This is a genomic window from Pseudorhizobium tarimense, from assembly GCF_022968135.1.
Classification (GTDB): Bacteria; Pseudomonadota; Alphaproteobacteria; order Rhizobiales; family Rhizobiaceae; genus Neorhizobium; species Neorhizobium tarimense.
In genome coordinates this window covers 24,280-42,424 of sequence record NZ_JALJRA010000012.1, presented here as the reverse complement: position 1 = coordinate 42,424, position 18,145 = coordinate 24,280, and the positions used below count along the sequence as shown (strand labels likewise).

The following is an 18,145-nucleotide window of genomic DNA, read 5'->3' as shown; positions in this document are numbered from 1 at the left end:
CTTTCGACGGTAGTTTTTTCAATCGGTTAGATGCAAAATATCTTACGTAAACGTAAGAAGTCACTGATCAGGAAGCGTGCCGTTGGCGATGAAGGGCGGCATAATCTTGGCTTTGCATCTCGAACAGCCGCGAAACAGTGCGGTCAAATTCGAAGCCTTCGGTCCCCCGCCGCTCTGCCAGCAGATCCTCAGGCGGGGCCGCCGCAGAGATGTAGAGACGGACGGCGTTGTCGTAGAATGTATCAACGAGGTTGATGAACCGTTTCGTCTCGTTGCGCTTTTCTGGCCCTAGCTTCGGTACGCGCTCCACTAATATAGAATCGTAACGCTCGGCGATCGCAAGATAGTCGGCGGCCGCGAGAGGTCGCTCGCAGAGATCGGCAAAACCAAACCGTGCAACGCGTCCGGTTGCGGCCGGCACTCGGATCACTCGTCCCTTCCGCGGAACCTCCGCAGGCTCGGCCCGATGCCCATCGGTCACCTGATGCCAGGTCGCCTCCATTGCCGCGTCCGCTTGCGGCCCGAGCGGCGTGATGTAGACTGGAAGATTCGCAAGCTTCTCCATCCGGTAGTCCGTCGGCGAGTCGAGCGTGACCGTCTCGACATGTCGCTGTAGGATCTCGATGAACGGAAGGAAAAGGCCGCGGTTGAGGCCGTCCCGGTAGAGGTCGCCGGGTTCGACATTGGAGGTGGCGACCAGCGTACAGCCAAGCGCGAAAAGCTCGTTGAAAAGTCGGGAAAGGATCATGGCGTCGGTGATATCGGTCACCGAGAACTCGTCGAAGCACAAGAGCTCGGCTTCGGCGAAAATGGCGGCAGCGACGGGCGCAATGGGATCCGCCTCACGCGTCTCGCCGTTCTTGAGCTTCATGCGATGATCATGGACCCTGGCATGAACGTCGGCCATGAACTCATGGAAATGCGCCCGCCGCTTCTTGTCGGTCGCGGCCTTCTTGAAGAACATCTCCATGAGCATGGTCTTGCCACGCCCAACGCTTCCATGGATGTAGAGCCCTCGCACCGGCTCCGGCCGACCGCCGCTCTTGGCGAACAGCCAGCCGAGCGCACTCTTCTTCTTAGCTGGTCTACGGTCGCGCAGATCGCCAAGGACGCGGTCAAGCTTTGCCGCAACGCCCAGCTGCGCCCGGTCCGGCGTCAGGCGACCGCTTTCGGTCAACGTCTTCAGCTCTTCGACAACGCTATGGGTATAGTCCGGGACGACTTCCATGAAGGTGGAGGCGCTCCTTGGCGGTCAGCGGCTCTGGATGGATCAGCGGCTCAGGCTGACCGACTGCCCCGAATTGGTCGTGCCGTCGAAGCGGTTCTCCGCGGTCTTGTAGACCCGGCCGATGATGTTGCCGGAACGATCCTTGAACTGCACCATCTTTCCAGACACTTCCCAGGACCCCATGGTCGTGAGCTCGCCTGCGCAACCCCGCGTGCCGCCGCGCGAGCCGCTGCCGAGGTTGGTCAGCGTAAGGAACATGTCGCAGGACGCACCGGCATTCGTGACGCGCCAGTTGCCGACCATCTGCTCTTTGGTGACGTCCAGAGCCGAGGTGGGTGCAGCCGAGGCGCTTGGATCGAGTGACCCGGTTTCCTGCTGCGGCGCCGTCGGGAACTGCGTCGCACCGCCCGGAGGCGGCAACTGGCCCGACTGGACCGAAGGAACGGGCTGCGCCTGCAGCGGTGCCGGCTGCGACGGAAGATCGTTGTATGGGTTATAGGAGGTGCGCTGGCAACCGGCGAGGGAGACGGCGACCATCAAGCCGGCGGCGACATACCTGAACTGCATCATTTCACTCCGATCGTTTGCTGCACCCGGTGCTAGTGATGAAAGACGGCGGAATTATCGCGCAAACCTGCGTCGAATCAAACCGTGTGATGTTCCCGTCCTAGCATCACCTGCTGATGACCGCAAAAATGGTACAGCCATGCCCAACATCAACCGACGCGGCACAGCAAATTCTCACTATACCCGGCGCTCGACCATCATCTTCTTGATTTCTGCGATCGCCTTGGCCGGATTGAGCCCCTTCGGGCAGGTCTGCGCGCAGTTCATGATCGTGTGGCAGCGATAAAGCCGGAAGGGATCCTCGAGATTGTCAAGGCGCTCGCCTGTGGCTTCATCGCGGCTGTCGATCAGCCAGCGATAGGCTTGCAGCAGGACAGCAGGTCCGAGATAGCGGTCACCGTTCCACCAGTAGCTGGGACAGGAGGTCGAGCAGCAGGCGCACAGGATGCACTCGTAGAGCCCGTCGAGCTTCAGGCGGTCCTCGTGGCTCTGCTTCCATTCCTTGGCCGGCGGCGGCGAAACGGTCTTGAGCCACGGCTCGATCGAGCGGTGCTGCGCGTAGAAGTTCGTCAGATCCGGCACGAGGTCTTTCACCACCGGCATGTGCGGCAGCGGGTAGACCTTCACTGTCCCGTTGATGTCGTCCATGCCCTTGGTGCAGGCAAGTGTGTTAGACCCGTCGATGTTCATCGCGCAGGAACCGCAGATGCCTTCGCGGCAGGAGCGGCGCAGCGTCAGCGTCGGGTCGATGTTGTTCTTGATGTAGAGAAGGCCATCGAGAACCATCGGACCGCAGTCGTCGATATCCACATAGTAAGTATCGATCCGCGGGTTCTGGCCGTCATCGGGGTTCCAGCGATAGATCCGGTACTCGCGAACGTTCTTCGCGCCTTCCGGCTTCGGCCAGACCTTGCCCTCAGTCATCTGAGAGTTCTTGGGAAGAGCGAGTTCAACCATGTCCGGTTCCTCTCAAAATCAGTAGACGCGGGCCTTGGGCTCGATCTTGGCCGGATCGATGCCTTCCGCAATGAGATCGGTGTGAACCGGGCGGTAGTCCAGCTTCACGTCGCCCGCCTCGTTGACCCAGGCCAGCGTATGCTTGCGCCAGTTCACGTCGTCGCGGCCGCCGAACGGACCTTCGGTGAAGTCCTCGCGGGCATGTGAGCCGCGGCTCTCCTTGCGAGCCTCGGCGCCGTAAACCGTCGTGATGGCGTTCGCCATCAGGTTTTCAAGCTCGAGCGTCTCGACGAGGTCCGAGTTCCAGATCATCGAGCGGTCCGTGACCTTGATGTCCTTCAGCTCGCCCCAGATCGCCGACATACGCCGACAGCCGGATTCCAGCGACTCCTGCGTCCGGAACACGGCAGCATCTTCCTGCATGGTTCGCTGCATCTTGTCGCGCAGCACCGCCGTCGGCGTACCGCCACTGGCGTTCCGCAACCGGTCGAAGCGATCCATGATCTTGTCGCAGGCGGCGGTGTTGAGCGCCGGCACGGGTGCCGACCGGTCGATGACCTGACCCGCACGGATGGCGGCCGCACGGCCGAAGACCACGAGGTCGATCAGCGAATTCGAGCCAAGACGGTTGGCACCGTGAACCGATGCGCAGCCGGCTTCGCCGACAGCCATGAGACCGGGCGCGATCCGCTCCGGATTGTCGCTGTCCGCATTCAGCACTTCACCCCAGAAATTGGTCGGGATGCCGCCCATGTTGTAGTGGACGGTCGGCAGAACCGGGATCGGCTCGCGGGTCACATCGACGCCGGCGAAGATCTTCGCGCTTTCCGAAATGCCCGGCAGGCGCTCGTGCAGAACCGCCGGGTCCAGGTGATCCAGATGCAGGAAGATGTGGTCCTTGTTCTTGCCGACGCCGCGACCTTCGCGGATTTCCATCGTCATGCAGCGGGACACGACGTCACGCGAGGCAAGGTCCTTGGCGGAAGGTGCGTAGCGCTCCATGAAGCGCTCGCCTTCGGAGTTGACGAGATAGCCGCCCTCGCCGCGTGCGCCTTCCGTGATCAGGCAGCCCGAACCGTAGATACCCGTGGGATGGAACTGAACAAACTCCATATCCTGCAAAGGCAGGCCGGCGCGGGCAATCATGCCGCCACCGTCGCCGGTGCAGGTATGGGCCGAGGTCGCCGAAAAGTAGGCGCGGCCGTAACCACCCGTCGCCAGCACCACCATCTTGGCAGCGAAGCGATGGATCGTGCCGTCGTCGAGGTTCCAGGCAACGACCCCGGTGCAGCGACCATCATCCGACATGATCAGGTCGAGCGCGAAATACTCGATGAAGAATTCGGCGTTGTTGCGCAGCGACTGGCCATAAAGCGTGTGCAGGATGGCATGACCCGTACGGTCGGCGGCAGCACAGGTGCGCTGCACCGGCGGACCAGCACCGTAGTTCTGCATGTGACCGCCGAACGGCCGCTGATAGATCTTACCTTCCTCGTTGCGCGAGAAGGGCACGCCGTAATGTTCGAGCTCATAGACCGCCTTCGGCGCTTCCATGGCGAGATACTGCATGGCGTCGACGTCGCCGAGCCAGTCGGAGCCCTTGACGGTGTCGTAGAGGTGCCACTGCCAGCTGTCCGGCGTCATATTCTGCAGCGAGGCGGCAATGCCGCCCTGAGCCGCCACCGTGTGCGAACGTGTCGGGAAGACCTTCGTGATGCAGGCCGTCTTGAAACCCTGCTCGGCCATCCCGAGCGTTGCTCGAAGCCCGGCTCCACCGGCGCCCACGACGATCACGTCATAGGAATGGTCGACATAGGTATAGGCCTTGCCGGCCTGAGATGTCCCTTGGGCGATGGGAGTGATCGATGCCATGGCGGGATTATCCTGCGAATGCGATTTTCAGGACGGCGACGAGACAGAGACCGCCGATCAAAAGCGAAAAGAAGGCGTTGAGCACGAGGCAGAGCAGCTTCATGCTTTCCGAATGGACGTAGTCTTGGATGACCTCTTCCATGCCGAGACGCATGTGGATGACGCTCGCGATCACTGTCAGCGCATTGATCGTCGCGACGAAGGGATTGGCGAGTGCGCCGACGACTTCCACGTATGGCCGTCCGACATACATCACCAGGAAGACGACGTAGAAGAGAAGCAGGGGAACGAGGGCGACAGAGGTCGTCCGGACTTTCCAGAAATGATCGGTCCCGCTTTTGGCTGAACCGAGACCACGGACCTTGCCGAGAGGTGTGCGCATATCCATGACTGTTCCTCCTCAGCGAACCACGAGAACGACGATCCAGATCAGGACCGTAAGACCGACCGATGCCGCAAGATTGGCCTTTGCCAGCATGGTCGAGAATTCCTTTTCGAAGCCGTAGCCGAGGTCCCACATGATATGGCGAAGGCCGCCGAGAAGGTGGTGAAGCAGCGCCCAGGTATATCCGAACAAGATAATCTGTCCGACCAGGGACCCAAACAGCCCGTTGATCTGGTTGAAGCTCTCCTCACCCGATGCGGCGGCAATCAGCCAGGCCGCAACGAAGACCGTGCCGAAATAGAGCACGGCACCGGTGATGCGGTGCATGATCGACATGGCCATTGTGGGGATGAACTTGTAAACCTGCAGATGCGGCGACAGGGGCCGGTTTTTTGTCACGTTCGCCATCAGGACCTCGCGGCTTAGAAGCGTTCACGGGCGTTGCGGCCCGCCAATGCACCATGCCGAAGAAATGTGCATTGCATCAATTGGCGTGGTTTAAAGCCCGACAATCACTACGACAAGGGAATTCAAACGGATTCCCGATTTTAATCGATTGGTGTCGCCACCAGCTATTTCCGCTCTTCCAGATCGTCGTTAACCAAGTTTGCCGGTAGCCCAAACCCCTTTGCGACTTCGGTAGCTGAAGTGTGTTAACCTTGCGTTAACGCTTGCCGAAGGAGTGCGATGCATATGCGATATCTGGCCATTGCCGCGGCTCTCGCGCCGATGCTCTTTGTCTCGACTCTTCCAGCTCACGCCGAAAGCCGTAGCTGGACCGGCGGCTCCCATGGCTACGGCTATCACCACTATCATAAAAGCCGCTCTCCGGTCGGCTACACGACGCCCGTCGCCAGGGTCCGCGAGGTCGGCACGTTCAGCCGATCCGTGTGGGCCATTTCCCGCTATGAACAGGCGGAACGCTCTGCGCTCGCGCCGCTCGCCACCATCATCCACGTTGACCCGTCGTCCTTCGGGTCGAGTGCATGTTCCTACGAAGCAGGCGTCTGCGTTGTCCGCGCCGAGCGCTAAGCAAAGCGCCAGACGGTGGTCTTTTTGACCTCAGCGTCTTCGAGCGCTCGTGTCACTGGCACCTCGTAGACTGCGAGCGGGCTGAGGCGATCCTTCGGCAGATAGCTCCGGCCTGGATCCCCGACGAGCACCGAGACGCCCTGCTCAACCAGTTGTTTGAACCAGGGCAGCAGCGCCTGCGCGAAGGCTCGGTCATAGAAGACGTCGCCCGCCAAAACGACCTGGGCCTCTATCGGCCTCCCGATCAGATCGACAGCAGTATACCGGACGATCGCATGGTTCGCAGCAGCGTTCAGCGAAACGGCCTCCGGCGCCCAGGGATCGATATCCGCCGCCAGCACGTCTGCGGCACCCGACTGGACGGCCGCGATTGCCACCAGCCCAGAACCGGTTGCGAAATCCACGACCCGCTTGCCCCGGACCACGTCGGGATGATCCAGCACGTAGCGCGCCAGCCCTTGACCGCCGGCCCAGGCAAACGCCCAGAAGGGCGGCGGAAGACCGATGGCCTCCAGCTCCTCCTCCGTCTTCTGCCAGAGGTCGTGCGCCTCGTCGGCGAGGTGCAGCCTGATCTCCGGCACATGCGGAGGCGACTGCAACACGGTATTGGCGAGGATGAAACTGCGCGGGTCGGTCTTCACGCCAGGATCAGTCGGGCGAGCGCGGCGGATCGTCCACACCACCGAGACGGCAGATCTCTAGATATTCCTCGTCCGTCACCGGCTGCACAGAAAGCCGCATGGAGGTGACGAGCGACATCGTCTCGAACTTTGGGTTGGCCTTGATCTCCTTCAGCGTCACCGGCTTCGGGACGTCGCATACGGCCCGGATGTCGACGCAGTCCCAGCGCGCATCGCCGTTCGCCGTCGAATCCGGATGGCTCAGCGCGCAAACCTCGACAATGCCGACAATCTCCAGCCCCTCATTCGAGTGGTAGAAGAAGCCCTTGTCGCCGATCTTCATCGCCCGCATGTTGTTGCGAGCCTGGTAGTTGCGGACGCCCGTCCACTCCTCACCGGCACTACCTTTTGCCTTCTGCTGTTCCCAAGACCAGACATTCGGCTCAGACTTGAAAAGCCAGTATGCCATCGCAGCCTCAGGCCTCCGGCTTGTTGAAGACCCAGTTATAGGGCTTCACCTCGACCGTCTCGAAAAGACCCGCCTGATAATAGGGGTCGGCTTCCGCGAGCGCGCGGGCGGCAGCCATGTCTTCCGCCTCGACGATGACAAGGCTGCCGTTCGGCTTGCCCTCGTCGTCCAGGAACGGACCTGCCATTTTGAGGGTGCCTTCCGCATTCAGCTTGTTGAGATGGTCGAGATGCGCCGGACGGGTATCCATCCGCACGTTCAGGTGGCTGGGCTTGTCGGTGCAAAGAAAGGCGAAAAGCATCGAGATGTCTCCGTTGGATTATTCAGTGGTGATCGGGCGCGTCATCAGCTGATCAACGGCAGCCGGGATGCCAAGCCTGCCCGCAATGATGTCAGCGACGGCATTGGTCACCGGCAGGTCTACGCCCTGTCGCCTGCCAAGCTCGGCGGCGATGGAGGCGGCAAAGGCGCCCTCCACCAGCTCGTCGCCTTCGCCGTTGCCCGCCTGTCTGCCGAGCATGATGCCGTAACGCAGGTTACGCGACTGATGGCTGGTACCGGTCAGCACGAGGTCGCCCAGTCCGGAGAGCCCCCGGACCGTCTCCGCCTGGCCGCCCATCCGCTCCACCAGCCGCGACATCTCCGCGAGTCCCCGCGAAATCAGCGCCGCCCTTGCCGACTCTCCTAGCCCCGCCCCTTCCACGATGCCGCAGGCAATCGCCAGCACGTTCTTCAGCGCCCCTCCAAGCTGAACGCCGGCGCGGTCGGTGGAGGGATAGAGCCGGAAGGTCCGGGTCGAGAGCGTATGGGCGAGCTGTTCCGCCAGTTTCGCATCGCGTGCAGCGATCGTCATCGCCGTCGGTAGCCCGCGAGCGATGTCGGCGGCAAAGCCGGGGCCGCTCAGGGCGGCTGCGGAGCGCCCATCTAGCTCCCGCTCCAGGACATCCGTCAATAAGGCTGCCGTGCTCCGCTCCAAGCCCTTCGCGCAGCTAACCACAGTCGCGTCCTGCGCCAGATAGGGGCCATAGTAGCGGGCAGCATCGGCCTGCGCCTGCGATGGCATGGCGAAAAGAACGAAGCCGGCCTCTGCAATGGCGTCCGGTTCGGCCGAAAACCCCAGCGCGTCCGGCAGCGGAACGCCCGGCAGCGCCCCGTCATGGATCCTCACGTCACGAAGGTCGCTCATGAGCGCTGGATTGCGACCGATGAGCGTGACCTTGAGGTTGCCCTGCAGTGTCATCACAGTGGCCAGTGCTGTGCCGAACGCGCCCGCTCCGATGACGACGACCCGCGTTCTCCCGCTCATGCCTTCGCTCCTCGCTTGCCCGATCCGAGGACGGTTTGCGCACTCGCGTCGAGCGGCCAGCGGGAGCGTGGCTGCACATCGAGATCATCGGGCGCAAAGTCTGCCGCCATACGCTCAAGTCCCGCCCAGGCGATCATGGCCGCATTATCCGTGCAAAGCTTCATCGGCGGCGCCACGAAGCGGAAGCCATACTCCAGGCATAGCGCCTGCAGTGTACGGCGGATTTCCTGGTTGGCCGCCACGCCCCCGGCGACCACCAGAGCAGGCGTCACGTCCAGATGCGCATATTCCGATCGGAAGCGCGCCAGCCCCCGGCCGATCCGGTCCTGCAGCGTCCGCGAAATCGCCTTTTGGAAGGAAGCACAGATGTCTGCGACATCACGATCGTTGAGCGGTGCAATCTCGGTTGCCGCCTGCCTGACAGCCGTCTTCAAGCCGGAAAAGGAGAAGTCGAGCCTCGCCTCTCCCACCAGCGGCCGCGGCAGTTTGAACCGATCTGCATCGCCCTCCCGCGCCGCTCGCTCGACCGCCGGCCCGCCGGGGTAGGGTAGCCCAAGCAGCTTTGCCGTCTTGTCGAAGGCTTCGCCCAGCGCATCGTCGATCGTCGTGCCCCAGCGCTCGTATTCGCCGACGCCGCGCACTAGGACAAGCTGCGTATGACCGCCCGACACGAGCAGCATGAGATAAGGAAACGATAGCCCGTCCGTCAGCCGCGCCGTCAGCGCGTGGCCCTCGAGGTGGTTGATGGCATAGAGCGATTTGCCGGCCGCACGCGCGATCGCCTTACCCGTCATCAGGCCGACAATCAGCCCACCGATCAGCCCCGGGCCGGATGTGGCTGCGACGGCATTGATGTCGCAGAGGCGAACCTGCGCCTGGTCGAGCGCCTCCTCGATCAACCCGTCTAGCGCTTCCACATGGGCGCGTGCAGCAATCTCCGGCACGACGCCGCCAAAGGCACTGTGTTCTTCCAGTTGCGACAAAACGACGTCCGACAGGATCTCCCCCCGTCCATCGGGATGACGCGACACCACGGCAGCCGCCGTTTCATCGCAGCTTGTTTCGATGCCGAGGATGCGAAGAAGGGGCGCCATGAGCCGATCGTCGATTGCGGGGCGGAATAAAGCCGGTTACCAAGGCCTCCGGTTAACAACGGACGAAAGCGGATGCAAACAAAACCTTTCCGGATCGGCACGCGCGGCAGCCCCCTGGCCCTGGCGCAGGCGGCGGAAACGCGTGCGCGGCTGATGGCGGCGCATGATCTGCCGGAAGAGATGTTCGAGATCGTGGTGCTCTCCACCACCGGCGACCGCATCGTCGACAGGCCCCTGAGCGAGATCGGCGGCAAGGGTCTTTTCACGCTGGAACTGGAAGAGCAGCTGACCTCCGGCGAGCTCGATTTCGCCGTCCATTCTTCGAAGGACATGCCGACCGTCCTGCCCGAGGGCCTGCATATCTCTGCCTATCTGCCGCGGGAAGACATCCGTGATGCATTGATCGGCCGAACCGCCCCGAGCCTTACCGCTCTTCCCCATGGCGCAACCGTCGGCACGGCCTCGCTGCGCCGCCAGGCACTCGTCCGGCGCATCCGCCCGGATCTTCAGGTTACCGTCTTCCGCGGTTCCGTCGGCACGCGCCTGCGCAAGCTCGATGAAGGTCATGTGGATGCCACCCTTCTTGCCTTTGCCGGACTGAAGCGGCTGACACGGGAAGAGGTGGTGACGGAGCTTCTCGAGCCAGAAGATTTTCCGCCGGCACCCGCACAAGGCGCCATCTGCATCGAGAGCCGGATCGGCGACAAGCGCATCGACGCGCTCCTGGAGGTCGTCAACGACCGGCCCACCTACGACGCCGTTAGCTGCGAACGGGCCTTTCTCCTCGCGCTCGACGGGTCCTGCCGCACGCCCATCGCCGGCTACACCCGCTGCGATGGCGATCAGCTGCATTTCTCCGGGCTGATCCTCACCCCGGACGGCCAGCAGGAATACGGGGTCGAGCTCGACGGAAAGCGTTCAAACGCTGAAGTTATTGGCAGGCAAGCGGGCGAAACCGTGCGGGCCGCTGCAGGACCCGGCTTCTTCGAAACCTGGACCTGACGCCGATGCGCGTCCTGGTCACGCGCCCGGCCGACTCCTCCCGCCGCACGGCCGAACGGCTTTCGGCGGTGGGGCATCAGCCCATCGTTCTGCCACTGACGGAGCCGGAGCATCACCCTGATGACGTGCTTGAAGCGCTCCGGCAGCTGCATTCTGCGATCGTGCTGACGAGTGCGGAAGCGGTCCGTGTTCTGCACTCGCTGGGCAACGTGCTTCATCCGTATTTATCCGGACCGGTCTTTGCTGTCGGCGAGGCAACGGCTTCGGCTGCTCGCGAGCTTGGCTTCGAAGAAGTACGGGCCGCCGACGGAACGGCAATTGGCATGCTTGACCTGTTTCGCGGTGAGCTTCGGGCGCTGACTGCAAACCACCCGCTTCTCTACATTGCCGGCAATCCCCGCGCGACGACCCTGGAGGATGGGTTTGCCGACCACGCCATTCCTTTCGAGACGGTGGAAGGCTACAGAATGAAGCCGGTCGCGATCGACGAGGATATGCTTGCCGCGGCGCTGGAAGCTCCGCCACTGGACGCCGTCCTTCTCTACTCCCGCGCCACGGCAGAGCGCTTCTTCGGGCTGCCTCTCAGGCCGAAGCAAATCGAAATGCTGGCCACCGCCCGCATCCTCTGTCTCAGCAGCAACGTCGCGGAGGCCGTGCCTTCAGCATTGCAGGCGAATGTCACCGTCGCGGCCCGGCCGGATGAGTACAGCCTGCTCGCTCTCCTTTCGTCTTGAACGGCGGCCAAATTCCCGCCCGCCTCTTTCCATGACCCGCACGGGCCACTAGTTTCCCTGAATGATGTCGCAGAAACGAGGTCTCGATGGTCACGGACAAGCCGCCCCGCCGCCCCAAATCCAGCAAGTCGCCGGTGACGATAGACGCGACAGCCTCCGAAACCGAGGCGGTTGCAGAGCCGGTGCGCAGCAACGATAGCGATGACACAGATCCGGGCGCCGTCGATGGGACTGTCGACAGAGATACGTCCGAGGCTGTAGCAACACCGATCGAGTTTGCCGCATCGAAGCCAGAGGATGACGTGAAGGAGGAAATCGCCGGCTCCTCGGAGCGCAAGGCTACAACCGAAGAAGATCGCCCCCCGGAAGTGACCGACGGTCTCGCCCCTCCGCCTGCCGAAGACACCGAGCCTCGTCCTCCTGTAACGGAACAGCGGCGTCAGGGAGCTTCCGCCCCGACACTCGTCGCGGCAGGAATCTTCGGCGGCATCGTCGCGCTCGCGCTGGCAGGCAGCATGCAATACGCCGGCTATCTTCCCAACGGCGGAGCGAACAACACGGGCACGAGCTCTGAAATCGCCGCCCTTCGCCAACAGGTTGAGGCGCTCAGCCAGGAGCAAGGGCCTGATCAGGATCTTCAGGCAAGGGTCGAGGCCCTGGAAGCCGCTGAAAACGAAGGCGGTGATGACGAGGTAAACCAGCGGCTTGCAGCCATCGAGCAACAGCTCTCGGAGGTGCGCTCAGCAAGCGAGACCGCGTCGAACCAACGCGCCAGCGAGATCGACCAGTTGCAGCAGCGCCTTGATGCTTTGGAAACCCAGGTGAACCAGCCGGGCCCGGAGCAGGCGGCTGCGCGCGCGATCATCGCTGCAGCCTTGAAGGCAGCCATCGATCAGGGGGGCTCGTTTAACAGCGAGCTTCAGACCTTTGCCGCTGCCGCGCCCGATGACCCGGCCGTCTCGAACTTGCAGCCCTATGCCGAAGACGGTGTGCCGACCCAGGCGCAACTCGTGGATCGTTTCTCGGAGGTGTCCTCGCAGATCATCGACGCCGTCAATCAGCCTGGAACGGATCAGGGTATCGCCAGCCGCCTGATGTCGAGCGCCATATCCATCGTGAAGGTGCGTCGTACGGGCGAGGTCGAGGGTGACACGCCCGAGGCAATAGTCGCCCGGATCGAAAACGCCTTGAGGAGTGGCGAGCTGATGAATGCTGCCACTGCATGGGAAAGCCTGCCGGAGGAAGGCAAGGCTGTCTCGCAGGACTTCAAGCAGGCACTCGATGCGCGGATCGCCGTTAACGCCCTGATCGCCGATACGGTCTCCCGCGCCGTCAGCGAAACGGCAAGCCAGAACCAGGGAGCGACGGAATGATCCGGATCTTTGTCTTTATTCTCGTCGTTCTCGCTCTTGGCTGGGGCTTTGCCTGGCTTGCAGATCGCCCGGGGCTGATTGCCATCACGTGGCAAGACTACCTCATCGAGACGAGCCTGATGGTCGCGGCGACCGCCGTCGCTGCGGTCATAGCGGCCATCATGCTGCTGTGGTGGCTGATCCAGCTGATCTGGACCTCGCCGCATTCTGTCAGGCGTTATTTCCGCGCCCGCAAACGGGACCGAGGTTATCAGGCACTGTCGACCGGTCTTATCGCAGCCGGTGCGGGCAATGCCCTGCTGGCGCGAAAGATGAGCCTGCGTGCCCAGAGCATGCTGCGACCCGACCAGGAACCGCTGCTGCATCTTCTCGACGCGCAGGCCGCCCTCATCGAGGGGCGCCACGACGATGCCCGGGCGAAGTTCGAGCGCATGGCCGAAGATCCGGAAACGCGAGAGCTCGGCCTGCGAGGCCTTTATGTGGAGGCCCGTCGCCTCGGCGCGGACGAGGCCGCGCGCCAATATGCGGAGCGGGCCGCCGAAAATGCGCCCTATCTTCCCTGGGCCGCACAGGCAACGCTGGAATACCGCTGCCGTGCTGGCCGTTGGGATGACGCCATCCGCCTGCTCGACCAACAGCGGATCGCTAACGTCATCGACAAGAAGCAGGCAGAGCGCTGGAAAGCAGTCCTCCTGACGGCAAAGGCCGGCGAACGGCTGGAAGCCGATCCCAAGGGCGCACGTGACGACGCTCTTGCGGCGCTCAAGCACGCAAAGGATCTCGTTCCCGCCGCCATCATCGCTGCCAAGGCCTATCTGCGGGAGGACAACATCCGCCGTGCCGCTTCGGTCCTGGAAGGCGTTTGGAAGCTCGATCCGCACCCGGAAATCGCCACCACCTATGTGCGGGCGCGCAGCGGCGACAGTGCAGCCGACCGGCTGAAGCGGGCGGAGAAACTCGAGGGGATGCGACCGAACAATGTCGAGTCGCTCGTTGCCGTGGCAGAGGCCGCGCTTGATGCACGTGAACTGGAGAAGGCGCGCTCCAAGGCTGAAGCTGCAGCGCGGATGAGCCCGCGCGAGAGCATCTATCTTCTCCTGGCCGATGTCGAGGAGGCCGACACTGCCGACCAGGGCCGCATTCGCCATTGGATGGCGCAGGCGCTTCGCGCGCCGCGTGACCCGGCCTGGGTCGCCGACGGAATCGTCTCGGAGCACTGGCTGCCGGTGTCGCCGACCACAGGACGCATTGACGCCTTCGAATGGAAGGTGCCTTACGGCCAGCTAGAGGGACCGGTCGAGGAAGGTGACCTAGCCGACAGAGCCATTGCCGAGCTTCCGCCGGTCGAAGAAACGCCGGAACCAGAAGCGCCCCGGGAGGAGCCGGAGGAAGAACCGGTGCAGCCGAAGCCGACTGAAGTGACGCCTGCTCCTGCAGAAGCGCCTGCTGCACTCGCTGCGAAGAAGGACGAGCCGAAGAAGCCTTCAGGCGAAACCATCATTGTCCCAACTCCCTCTGCCAAGGCCAACGGTCTTGAGAGCAAGGAGAGCGAAGCGGAGGACGATCCTTTCCTCCACCGCCGGCCGGATGATCCGGGCGTCAAGGATCCAAACACGGCCCACGAGCCTTCCAACCGACTCCGCCTCTTCTGACAGGAACAGTGATGTTCGACCGCCTCCAAGCCTTCATCCAGAACCTTTCCGAGCGCCAACCGGAGGGCGAGTTTCCGCCTGGCGATCCGCGTGTAGCCTTTGCCGCACTGTGCTTCCAGGTGATGGAAGCCGATGGCACCGTCTCAGAGGACGAGCGGGAGATGCTGCGGGACCTGCTGCGCGACCGTTACGATCTGGCGGGGGAGAAGCTTAACTCTTTGATCGAAGCCGGTCGCGAGGCTGGCCAGGAGGCCGTTGACTACTACCGCTTTACCTCCGATCTTAATCGGCACCTGGATCCAGAGGAGAGGGTCGAACTTATGGGCGTCCTTTGGGATCTCGTACATGCCGACGGCGAGCGGAGCGAAATGGAAGATCACGTCATCTGGCGGATCGCGGATCTGATGGGAGTGTCTGATCGGGATCGGGTCCTGCAGCGCCAGGACGCTGCTGCGCGTCAATCGGGAGGAGACGCAGGAGGCGAATGAGAAGGTAACCGATGCTGATGACACCGTCCCAGGACACGAAGAAGCTCCCGGTTCTCGTCGTGCTCCACCAGGAAACATCCTCGCCCGGCCGCGTCGGTCAGATGCTGGTCGAAAAGGGCTACCCGCTCGATATCCGCCGCCCCGTTCTCGGAGATCCTCTTCCCTCCACGCTGGCGCAGCACACAGGCGCCGTGATCTTTGGCGGCCCGATGAGCGCCAACGACCCTGATCCCTTCGTCAAGGCGGAGACCGACTGGATCGCGGTGCCGCTCAAGGAAAACAAGCCGTTTCTCGGCATCTGCCTTGGTTCGCAGATGATGGTGCGCCATCTCGGCGGCACGGTCGCGGCCGACAAGGACGGTATGACCGAGATCGGCTGGTACCCCCTGCGGGCTACGGCGCATGGCCGGCTGCTGATGCCGCACTGGCCGAAGATGGTCTATCACTTCCATCGTGAAGGCTTCAGCCTGCCGCGCGGCGCCCAGCTGCTGGCGGAAGGTGACGTCTATCCCAACCAGGCGTTCCGCTACGGCGACAACGCCTGGGGCGTGCAGTTTCATGCGGAACTGACACGGGCAATGATGCAGCGCTGGGTCGTCCGAGGCGAAGGCCGCTTCATCATGCCGAACGCCCAGAAGGGCAGCGAGCACCTGGAAGGCCGCATGATCTTCGACGCGCCACTCAAGCAGTGGCTGTCAGACTTCCTGTCTCTCGTGTTTGAGCGCCATGCCGCAGAAGGGCAGCAAGCTCCGGAAAGGCCGATGCGCAGAAGCGCCTGAGACAGGTCAGCGCTGGGGCGCTTCCAGACTGTCGATCTTGCGCAGCTGCGGGAAACCCATCGCCCAGATTGCCGCCACCGCCAGCGTACCGGCGCCGCCGATTACCACCGCCGGCACTGCGCCGAAGATCGACGCCATTGTGCCGGCGCGGAACTCGCCGAGCTCGTTCGACGCGCCGACGAAGACCATGTTGACGGCATTGACGCGCCCTCTCACCTCGTCCGGCGTCCAAAGCACGATCAGGGTTTCGCGCACATAGACCGACATCATGTCCGATGCGCCCATCAGCATCAGGGCCCCAATGGAAAGCCAGGTCGTTTCCGAAAGGCCGAAGATGACGGTGCCAGCACCGAACAAGGCGACGCCAACGAACATGGCGACACCTGCCCTGTGCCGGATCGGATAAAAGGCAAGCCACAGCGCCACGGCCACCGCTCCGATGCCCGGGGCAGCGCGCAAGAGGCCGAGACCCCAGGGGCCGAGCACCAGGACGTCGCGCGCAAAGATCGGCATCAGCGCGACTGCACCACCCAGCAAGACTGCGAACAGGTCGAGCGAGATCGCCCCGAGCACCACCTTCTCCTGCCCAATGAAGCGGAAGCCCGCGAGGATCTCGCTCCAGCTGACGGTTCGCGATCCCGTCCGCTGCGCGGGCTTCGGGATCAGCATGACAAGAATGCCCGCGGCCACCAACATTGCAAAAGCGGCAGAATAGGCGGCGACGGCGCTGACACCGTAAAGCAGGCCGCCGGCGACCGGTCCGACGATCGAAGCCGTCTGCCAAGAAGACGAGTTCCACGCGATGGCGTTGGCCAGATCGCCCTCCGGAACGAGGTTGGGAGCAAGCGATTGGACTGCCGGCCCCATGAAGGCGCGCTCGATACCAAAGACCGTCAGGATCGCAAAAACAAGCCAGGGCATGAACATGTCTGCGATCGTCAGAGCCAGCAGGGCACTGGCGCAGACGGCACCAACGGCCTGGCAGATGGCAACGATTGCGCGCCGATTGTAGTGATCTGCCACTGAGCCCGTCACGAGGATCAGCAGCAGCGACGGCAGGAACTGGAAAAGGCCGATCAGGCCGAGGTAAAGCGCACTGCCCGTCTCGTCATACATCTGCCAGCCGACCGAAACACTGATGATCTGAATGGCAAAAGCGGCGAGGAAGCGGGAGGTGAAGAAACGGGCGTAGGAGACGTGCCGGAAGGCAGCGAACCGATCGCCAGCAGTAGGGATGGACATCGACGAGGGACTTTCAGGACGCCAAACTGGACCCGAGGCACCCGTTAAACATGATTCGGATCCGGTGCAGGCACGGCACTTGCTCGTTGATCCCCCAATGTCTACATGTCTGTCAACTAGAAATGGAGACCTGAATGCTCGCGCTGTTCCAGACGATTGACCTTGCCCTGAGCCTTTATACTTGGGTGCTGATCGGAAGCGCCATCTTCTCGTGGCTCTACGCCTTCAACGTCATCAATTCGAGCAACCAGTTCGTCAACGCGATCGGCAGTTTCCTCTACAACGTGACCGAACCGGTCCTGCGGCCGATCCGCCGCATCATGCCCGATCTCGGCGGCATCGACATCTCGCCGGTAATCGTCCTGCTGATCATCTTCTTCCTGCGCTCGCTGCTCTGGACGAGTATCTATCCGATCTTCGCATGAGCCCCGGCTATAGCCGACAAGCGGATCACTTCCGCCTTTCGGTGAGGTTGACGCCGTCTGCCGGCCGCGAGGCAGTGGACGGGATCGAGACGGCCGATAATGGCGAGAGCTATCTGAGAGCGCGGGTAACGGCGGTGCCTGAGGACGGCAAGGCGAACAAGGCGCTGATTGCACTTCTGGCAAAGCACCTGCGGATGCCGAAGAGCGCGATAATAATCATGTCCGGCGAGACCGCCAGAAAGAAAATCCTCCGGCTCGATGGCGAACCGGAGGACGTCTGTGCAAAGCTTGAGGCGCTTGCTCGGCGTTGACTACTTGTCGGCCTTGTAGCGCTCGATCGCCTCGACGATCAGCTTCTTGGCCGTGCCGACATCCTGCCAGCCGCCGATCTTGACCCACTTGCCGGGCTCCAGATCCTTGTAGTGCTCGAAGAAGTGCTCGATCTGCTTGAGCGTGATCTCGGGCAGGTCGCTGTAATTCTCGATCTTGTCATATCGACGGGTGAGCTTCGGCACCGGCACGGCGATGATCTTCTCGTCCTTGCCGCCATCGTCTTCCATCACCATCACGCCGATCGGACGGACATTGATGACGCAGCCCGGCACCAGCGGACGAGTGTTGCAGATGAGGACATCAATCGGGTCGCCGTCTTCCGAGAGCGTGTGCGGCACGAAGCCGTAGTTCCCGGGATAGGTCATCGGCGTGTAAAGGAAGCGGTCGACGATCAGCGCGCCGGCCTCCTTGTCCATCTCGTACTTGATCGGATGGCCGCCGACCGGGACCTCAACGATCACGTTGACGTCTTCGGGCGGATTCTTCCCAATGGAAATTGCATCGATGCGCATTCTTGTCCCCGGATGAGGTTTGACGATGGCCGCTTCGATACTGTTAAAAGCCCCCATAGGCAACACGCCTTTCGT

The 18,145-nt window shown here is 62.6% G+C and carries 22 protein-coding genes; 9 read left to right on the top strand and 13 right to left on the bottom strand.

The window, feature by feature from the left end; translation table 11 throughout:
- Positions 1 to 67: 67 nt before the first annotated feature.
- From zapE to sdhC, 6 genes are all read right to left on the bottom strand, one after another.
- Positions 68 to 1,228 (bottom strand): cell division protein ZapE, encoded by a 1,161-nt coding sequence (gene zapE / locus MUU54_RS15445; protein WP_247244928.1) that lies wholly within the window; start codon positions 1,226 to 1,228, stop codon positions 68 to 70.
- 42 nt (positions 1,229 to 1,270) lie between these two features.
- Entirely contained in the window at positions 1,271 to 1,795 is a 525-nt protein-coding gene (locus tag MUU54_RS15440; protein ID WP_247245034.1) for a protease inhibitor Inh/omp19 family protein, read from the bottom strand.
- Between the two features lie 177 nt (positions 1,796 to 1,972).
- On the bottom strand, positions 1,973 to 2,752 hold the full coding sequence (locus tag MUU54_RS15435; protein WP_247244927.1) for a succinate dehydrogenase iron-sulfur subunit: 780 nt from the start codon (positions 2,750 to 2,752) through the stop codon (positions 1,973 to 1,975).
- A gap of 18 nt (positions 2,753 to 2,770) precedes the next feature.
- On the bottom strand, positions 2,771 to 4,624 hold the full coding sequence (gene sdhA, locus MUU54_RS15430) for a succinate dehydrogenase flavoprotein subunit (protein ID WP_247244926.1): 1,854 nt from the start codon (positions 4,622 to 4,624) through the stop codon (positions 2,771 to 2,773).
- A gap of 7 nt (positions 4,625 to 4,631) precedes the next feature.
- Entirely contained in the window at positions 4,632 to 5,012 is a 381-nt protein-coding gene (gene sdhD / locus MUU54_RS15425; protein ID WP_247244925.1) for a succinate dehydrogenase, hydrophobic membrane anchor protein, read from the bottom strand.
- Between the two features lie 12 nt (positions 5,013 to 5,024).
- Complete coding sequence (sdhC, locus tag MUU54_RS15420; RefSeq protein ID WP_247244924.1) at positions 5,025 to 5,417, bottom strand: succinate dehydrogenase, cytochrome b556 subunit; 393 nt, start codon at positions 5,415 to 5,417, stop codon at positions 5,025 to 5,027.
- Between the two features lie 285 nt (positions 5,418 to 5,702).
- Between sdhC and MUU54_RS15415 the strand changes: the two genes are divergently transcribed.
- On the top strand, positions 5,703 to 6,041 hold the full coding sequence (locus MUU54_RS15415) for a hypothetical protein (protein WP_247244923.1): 339 nt from the start codon (positions 5,703 to 5,705) through the stop codon (positions 6,039 to 6,041).
- Here the strand turns inward: MUU54_RS15415 and MUU54_RS15410 are convergent.
- The 5 genes from MUU54_RS15410 to tsaD are packed head-to-tail and all read right to left on the bottom strand — an operon-like array spanning position 6,038 to position 9,530.
- Entirely contained in the window at positions 6,038 to 6,682 is a 645-nt protein-coding gene (locus tag MUU54_RS15410; RefSeq protein ID WP_247244922.1) for a class I SAM-dependent methyltransferase, read from the bottom strand. The two genes, MUU54_RS15415 and MUU54_RS15410, sit on opposite strands and share 4 nt — an antisense overlap.
- Before the next feature lie 7 nt (positions 6,683 to 6,689).
- Entirely contained in the window at positions 6,690 to 7,130 is a 441-nt protein-coding gene (locus MUU54_RS15405) for an EVE domain-containing protein (protein WP_247244921.1), read from the bottom strand.
- 7 nt (positions 7,131 to 7,137) lie between these two features.
- Positions 7,138 to 7,431: a YciI-like protein gene (locus MUU54_RS15400; protein ID WP_247244920.1), complete on the bottom strand. Its 294-nt coding sequence runs from the start codon at positions 7,429 to 7,431 to the stop codon at positions 7,138 to 7,140.
- 18 nt (positions 7,432 to 7,449) lie between these two features.
- Positions 7,450 to 8,436 (bottom strand): NAD(P)H-dependent glycerol-3-phosphate dehydrogenase, encoded by a 987-nt coding sequence (locus MUU54_RS15395; RefSeq protein WP_247244919.1) that lies wholly within the window; start codon positions 8,434 to 8,436, stop codon positions 7,450 to 7,452.
- A complete protein-coding gene (gene tsaD / locus MUU54_RS15390; protein ID WP_247244918.1) occupies positions 8,433 to 9,530 on the bottom strand; it encodes a tRNA (adenosine(37)-N6)-threonylcarbamoyltransferase complex transferase subunit TsaD in 1,098 nt (365 codons plus the stop codon). Before tsaD ends, MUU54_RS15395 begins: the two co-directional genes overlap by 4 nt.
- A 72-nt stretch (positions 9,531 to 9,602) precedes the next feature.
- On the opposite strand from tsaD, the gene hemC reads away from it, so the two are divergent.
- The 6 genes from hemC (at position 9,603) to MUU54_RS15360 (ending at position 15,558) form a co-directional block, all read left to right on the top strand.
- Positions 9,603 to 10,532: a hydroxymethylbilane synthase gene (hemC, locus tag MUU54_RS15385; protein WP_247244917.1), complete on the top strand. Its 930-nt coding sequence runs from the start codon at positions 9,603 to 9,605 to the stop codon at positions 10,530 to 10,532.
- 5 nt (positions 10,533 to 10,537) lie between these two features.
- Positions 10,538 to 11,266, top strand: coding sequence for a uroporphyrinogen-III synthase (locus MUU54_RS15380; protein WP_247244916.1), 729 nt, complete (start codon positions 10,538 to 10,540; stop codon positions 11,264 to 11,266).
- 86 nt (positions 11,267 to 11,352) lie between these two features.
- Complete coding sequence (locus MUU54_RS15375) at positions 11,353 to 12,639, top strand: mitofilin family membrane protein (protein WP_247244914.1); 1,287 nt, start codon at positions 11,353 to 11,355, stop codon at positions 12,637 to 12,639.
- Positions 12,636 to 14,291: a heme biosynthesis protein HemY gene (locus tag MUU54_RS15370; RefSeq protein ID WP_247244913.1), complete on the top strand. Its 1,656-nt coding sequence runs from the start codon at positions 12,636 to 12,638 to the stop codon at positions 14,289 to 14,291. Before MUU54_RS15375 ends, MUU54_RS15370 begins: the two co-directional genes overlap by 4 nt.
- A gap of 11 nt (positions 14,292 to 14,302) precedes the next feature.
- On the top strand, positions 14,303 to 14,779 hold the full coding sequence (locus MUU54_RS15365) for a tellurite resistance TerB family protein (RefSeq protein ID WP_247244911.1): 477 nt from the start codon (positions 14,303 to 14,305) through the stop codon (positions 14,777 to 14,779).
- Positions 14,780 to 14,790: 11 nt separating this feature from the next.
- Complete coding sequence (locus tag MUU54_RS15360; protein WP_247244909.1) at positions 14,791 to 15,558, top strand: glutamine amidotransferase; 768 nt, start codon at positions 14,791 to 14,793, stop codon at positions 15,556 to 15,558.
- Between the two features lie 6 nt (positions 15,559 to 15,564).
- Here MUU54_RS15360 and MUU54_RS15355 read toward each other — a convergent pair whose 3' ends face one another.
- Positions 15,565 to 16,800, bottom strand: a complete 1,236-nt coding sequence (locus MUU54_RS15355; protein ID WP_247244908.1) for an MFS transporter — start codon at positions 16,798 to 16,800, stop codon at positions 15,565 to 15,567.
- 134 nt (positions 16,801 to 16,934) lie between these two features.
- Between MUU54_RS15355 and MUU54_RS15350 the strand changes: the two genes are divergently transcribed.
- Together MUU54_RS15350 and MUU54_RS15345 are read left to right on the top strand one after the other, a co-directional pair.
- On the top strand, positions 16,935 to 17,225 hold the full coding sequence (locus MUU54_RS15350; protein ID WP_247244906.1) for a YggT family protein: 291 nt from the start codon (positions 16,935 to 16,937) through the stop codon (positions 17,223 to 17,225).
- The gene (locus MUU54_RS15345; RefSeq protein ID WP_247244905.1) at positions 17,222 to 17,536 is read left to right on the top strand and encodes a DUF167 family protein; all 315 of its coding nucleotides are present in this window, start codon (positions 17,222 to 17,224) and stop codon (positions 17,534 to 17,536) included. The genes MUU54_RS15350 and MUU54_RS15345 overlap by 4 nt, the downstream gene beginning before the upstream one ends.
- On the opposite strand, the gene ppa is transcribed toward MUU54_RS15345, so the two are convergent.
- Complete coding sequence (gene ppa, locus MUU54_RS15340; protein ID WP_247244904.1) at positions 17,537 to 18,070, bottom strand: inorganic diphosphatase; 534 nt, start codon at positions 18,068 to 18,070, stop codon at positions 17,537 to 17,539.
- Positions 18,071 to 18,145 lie beyond the last annotated feature (75 nt).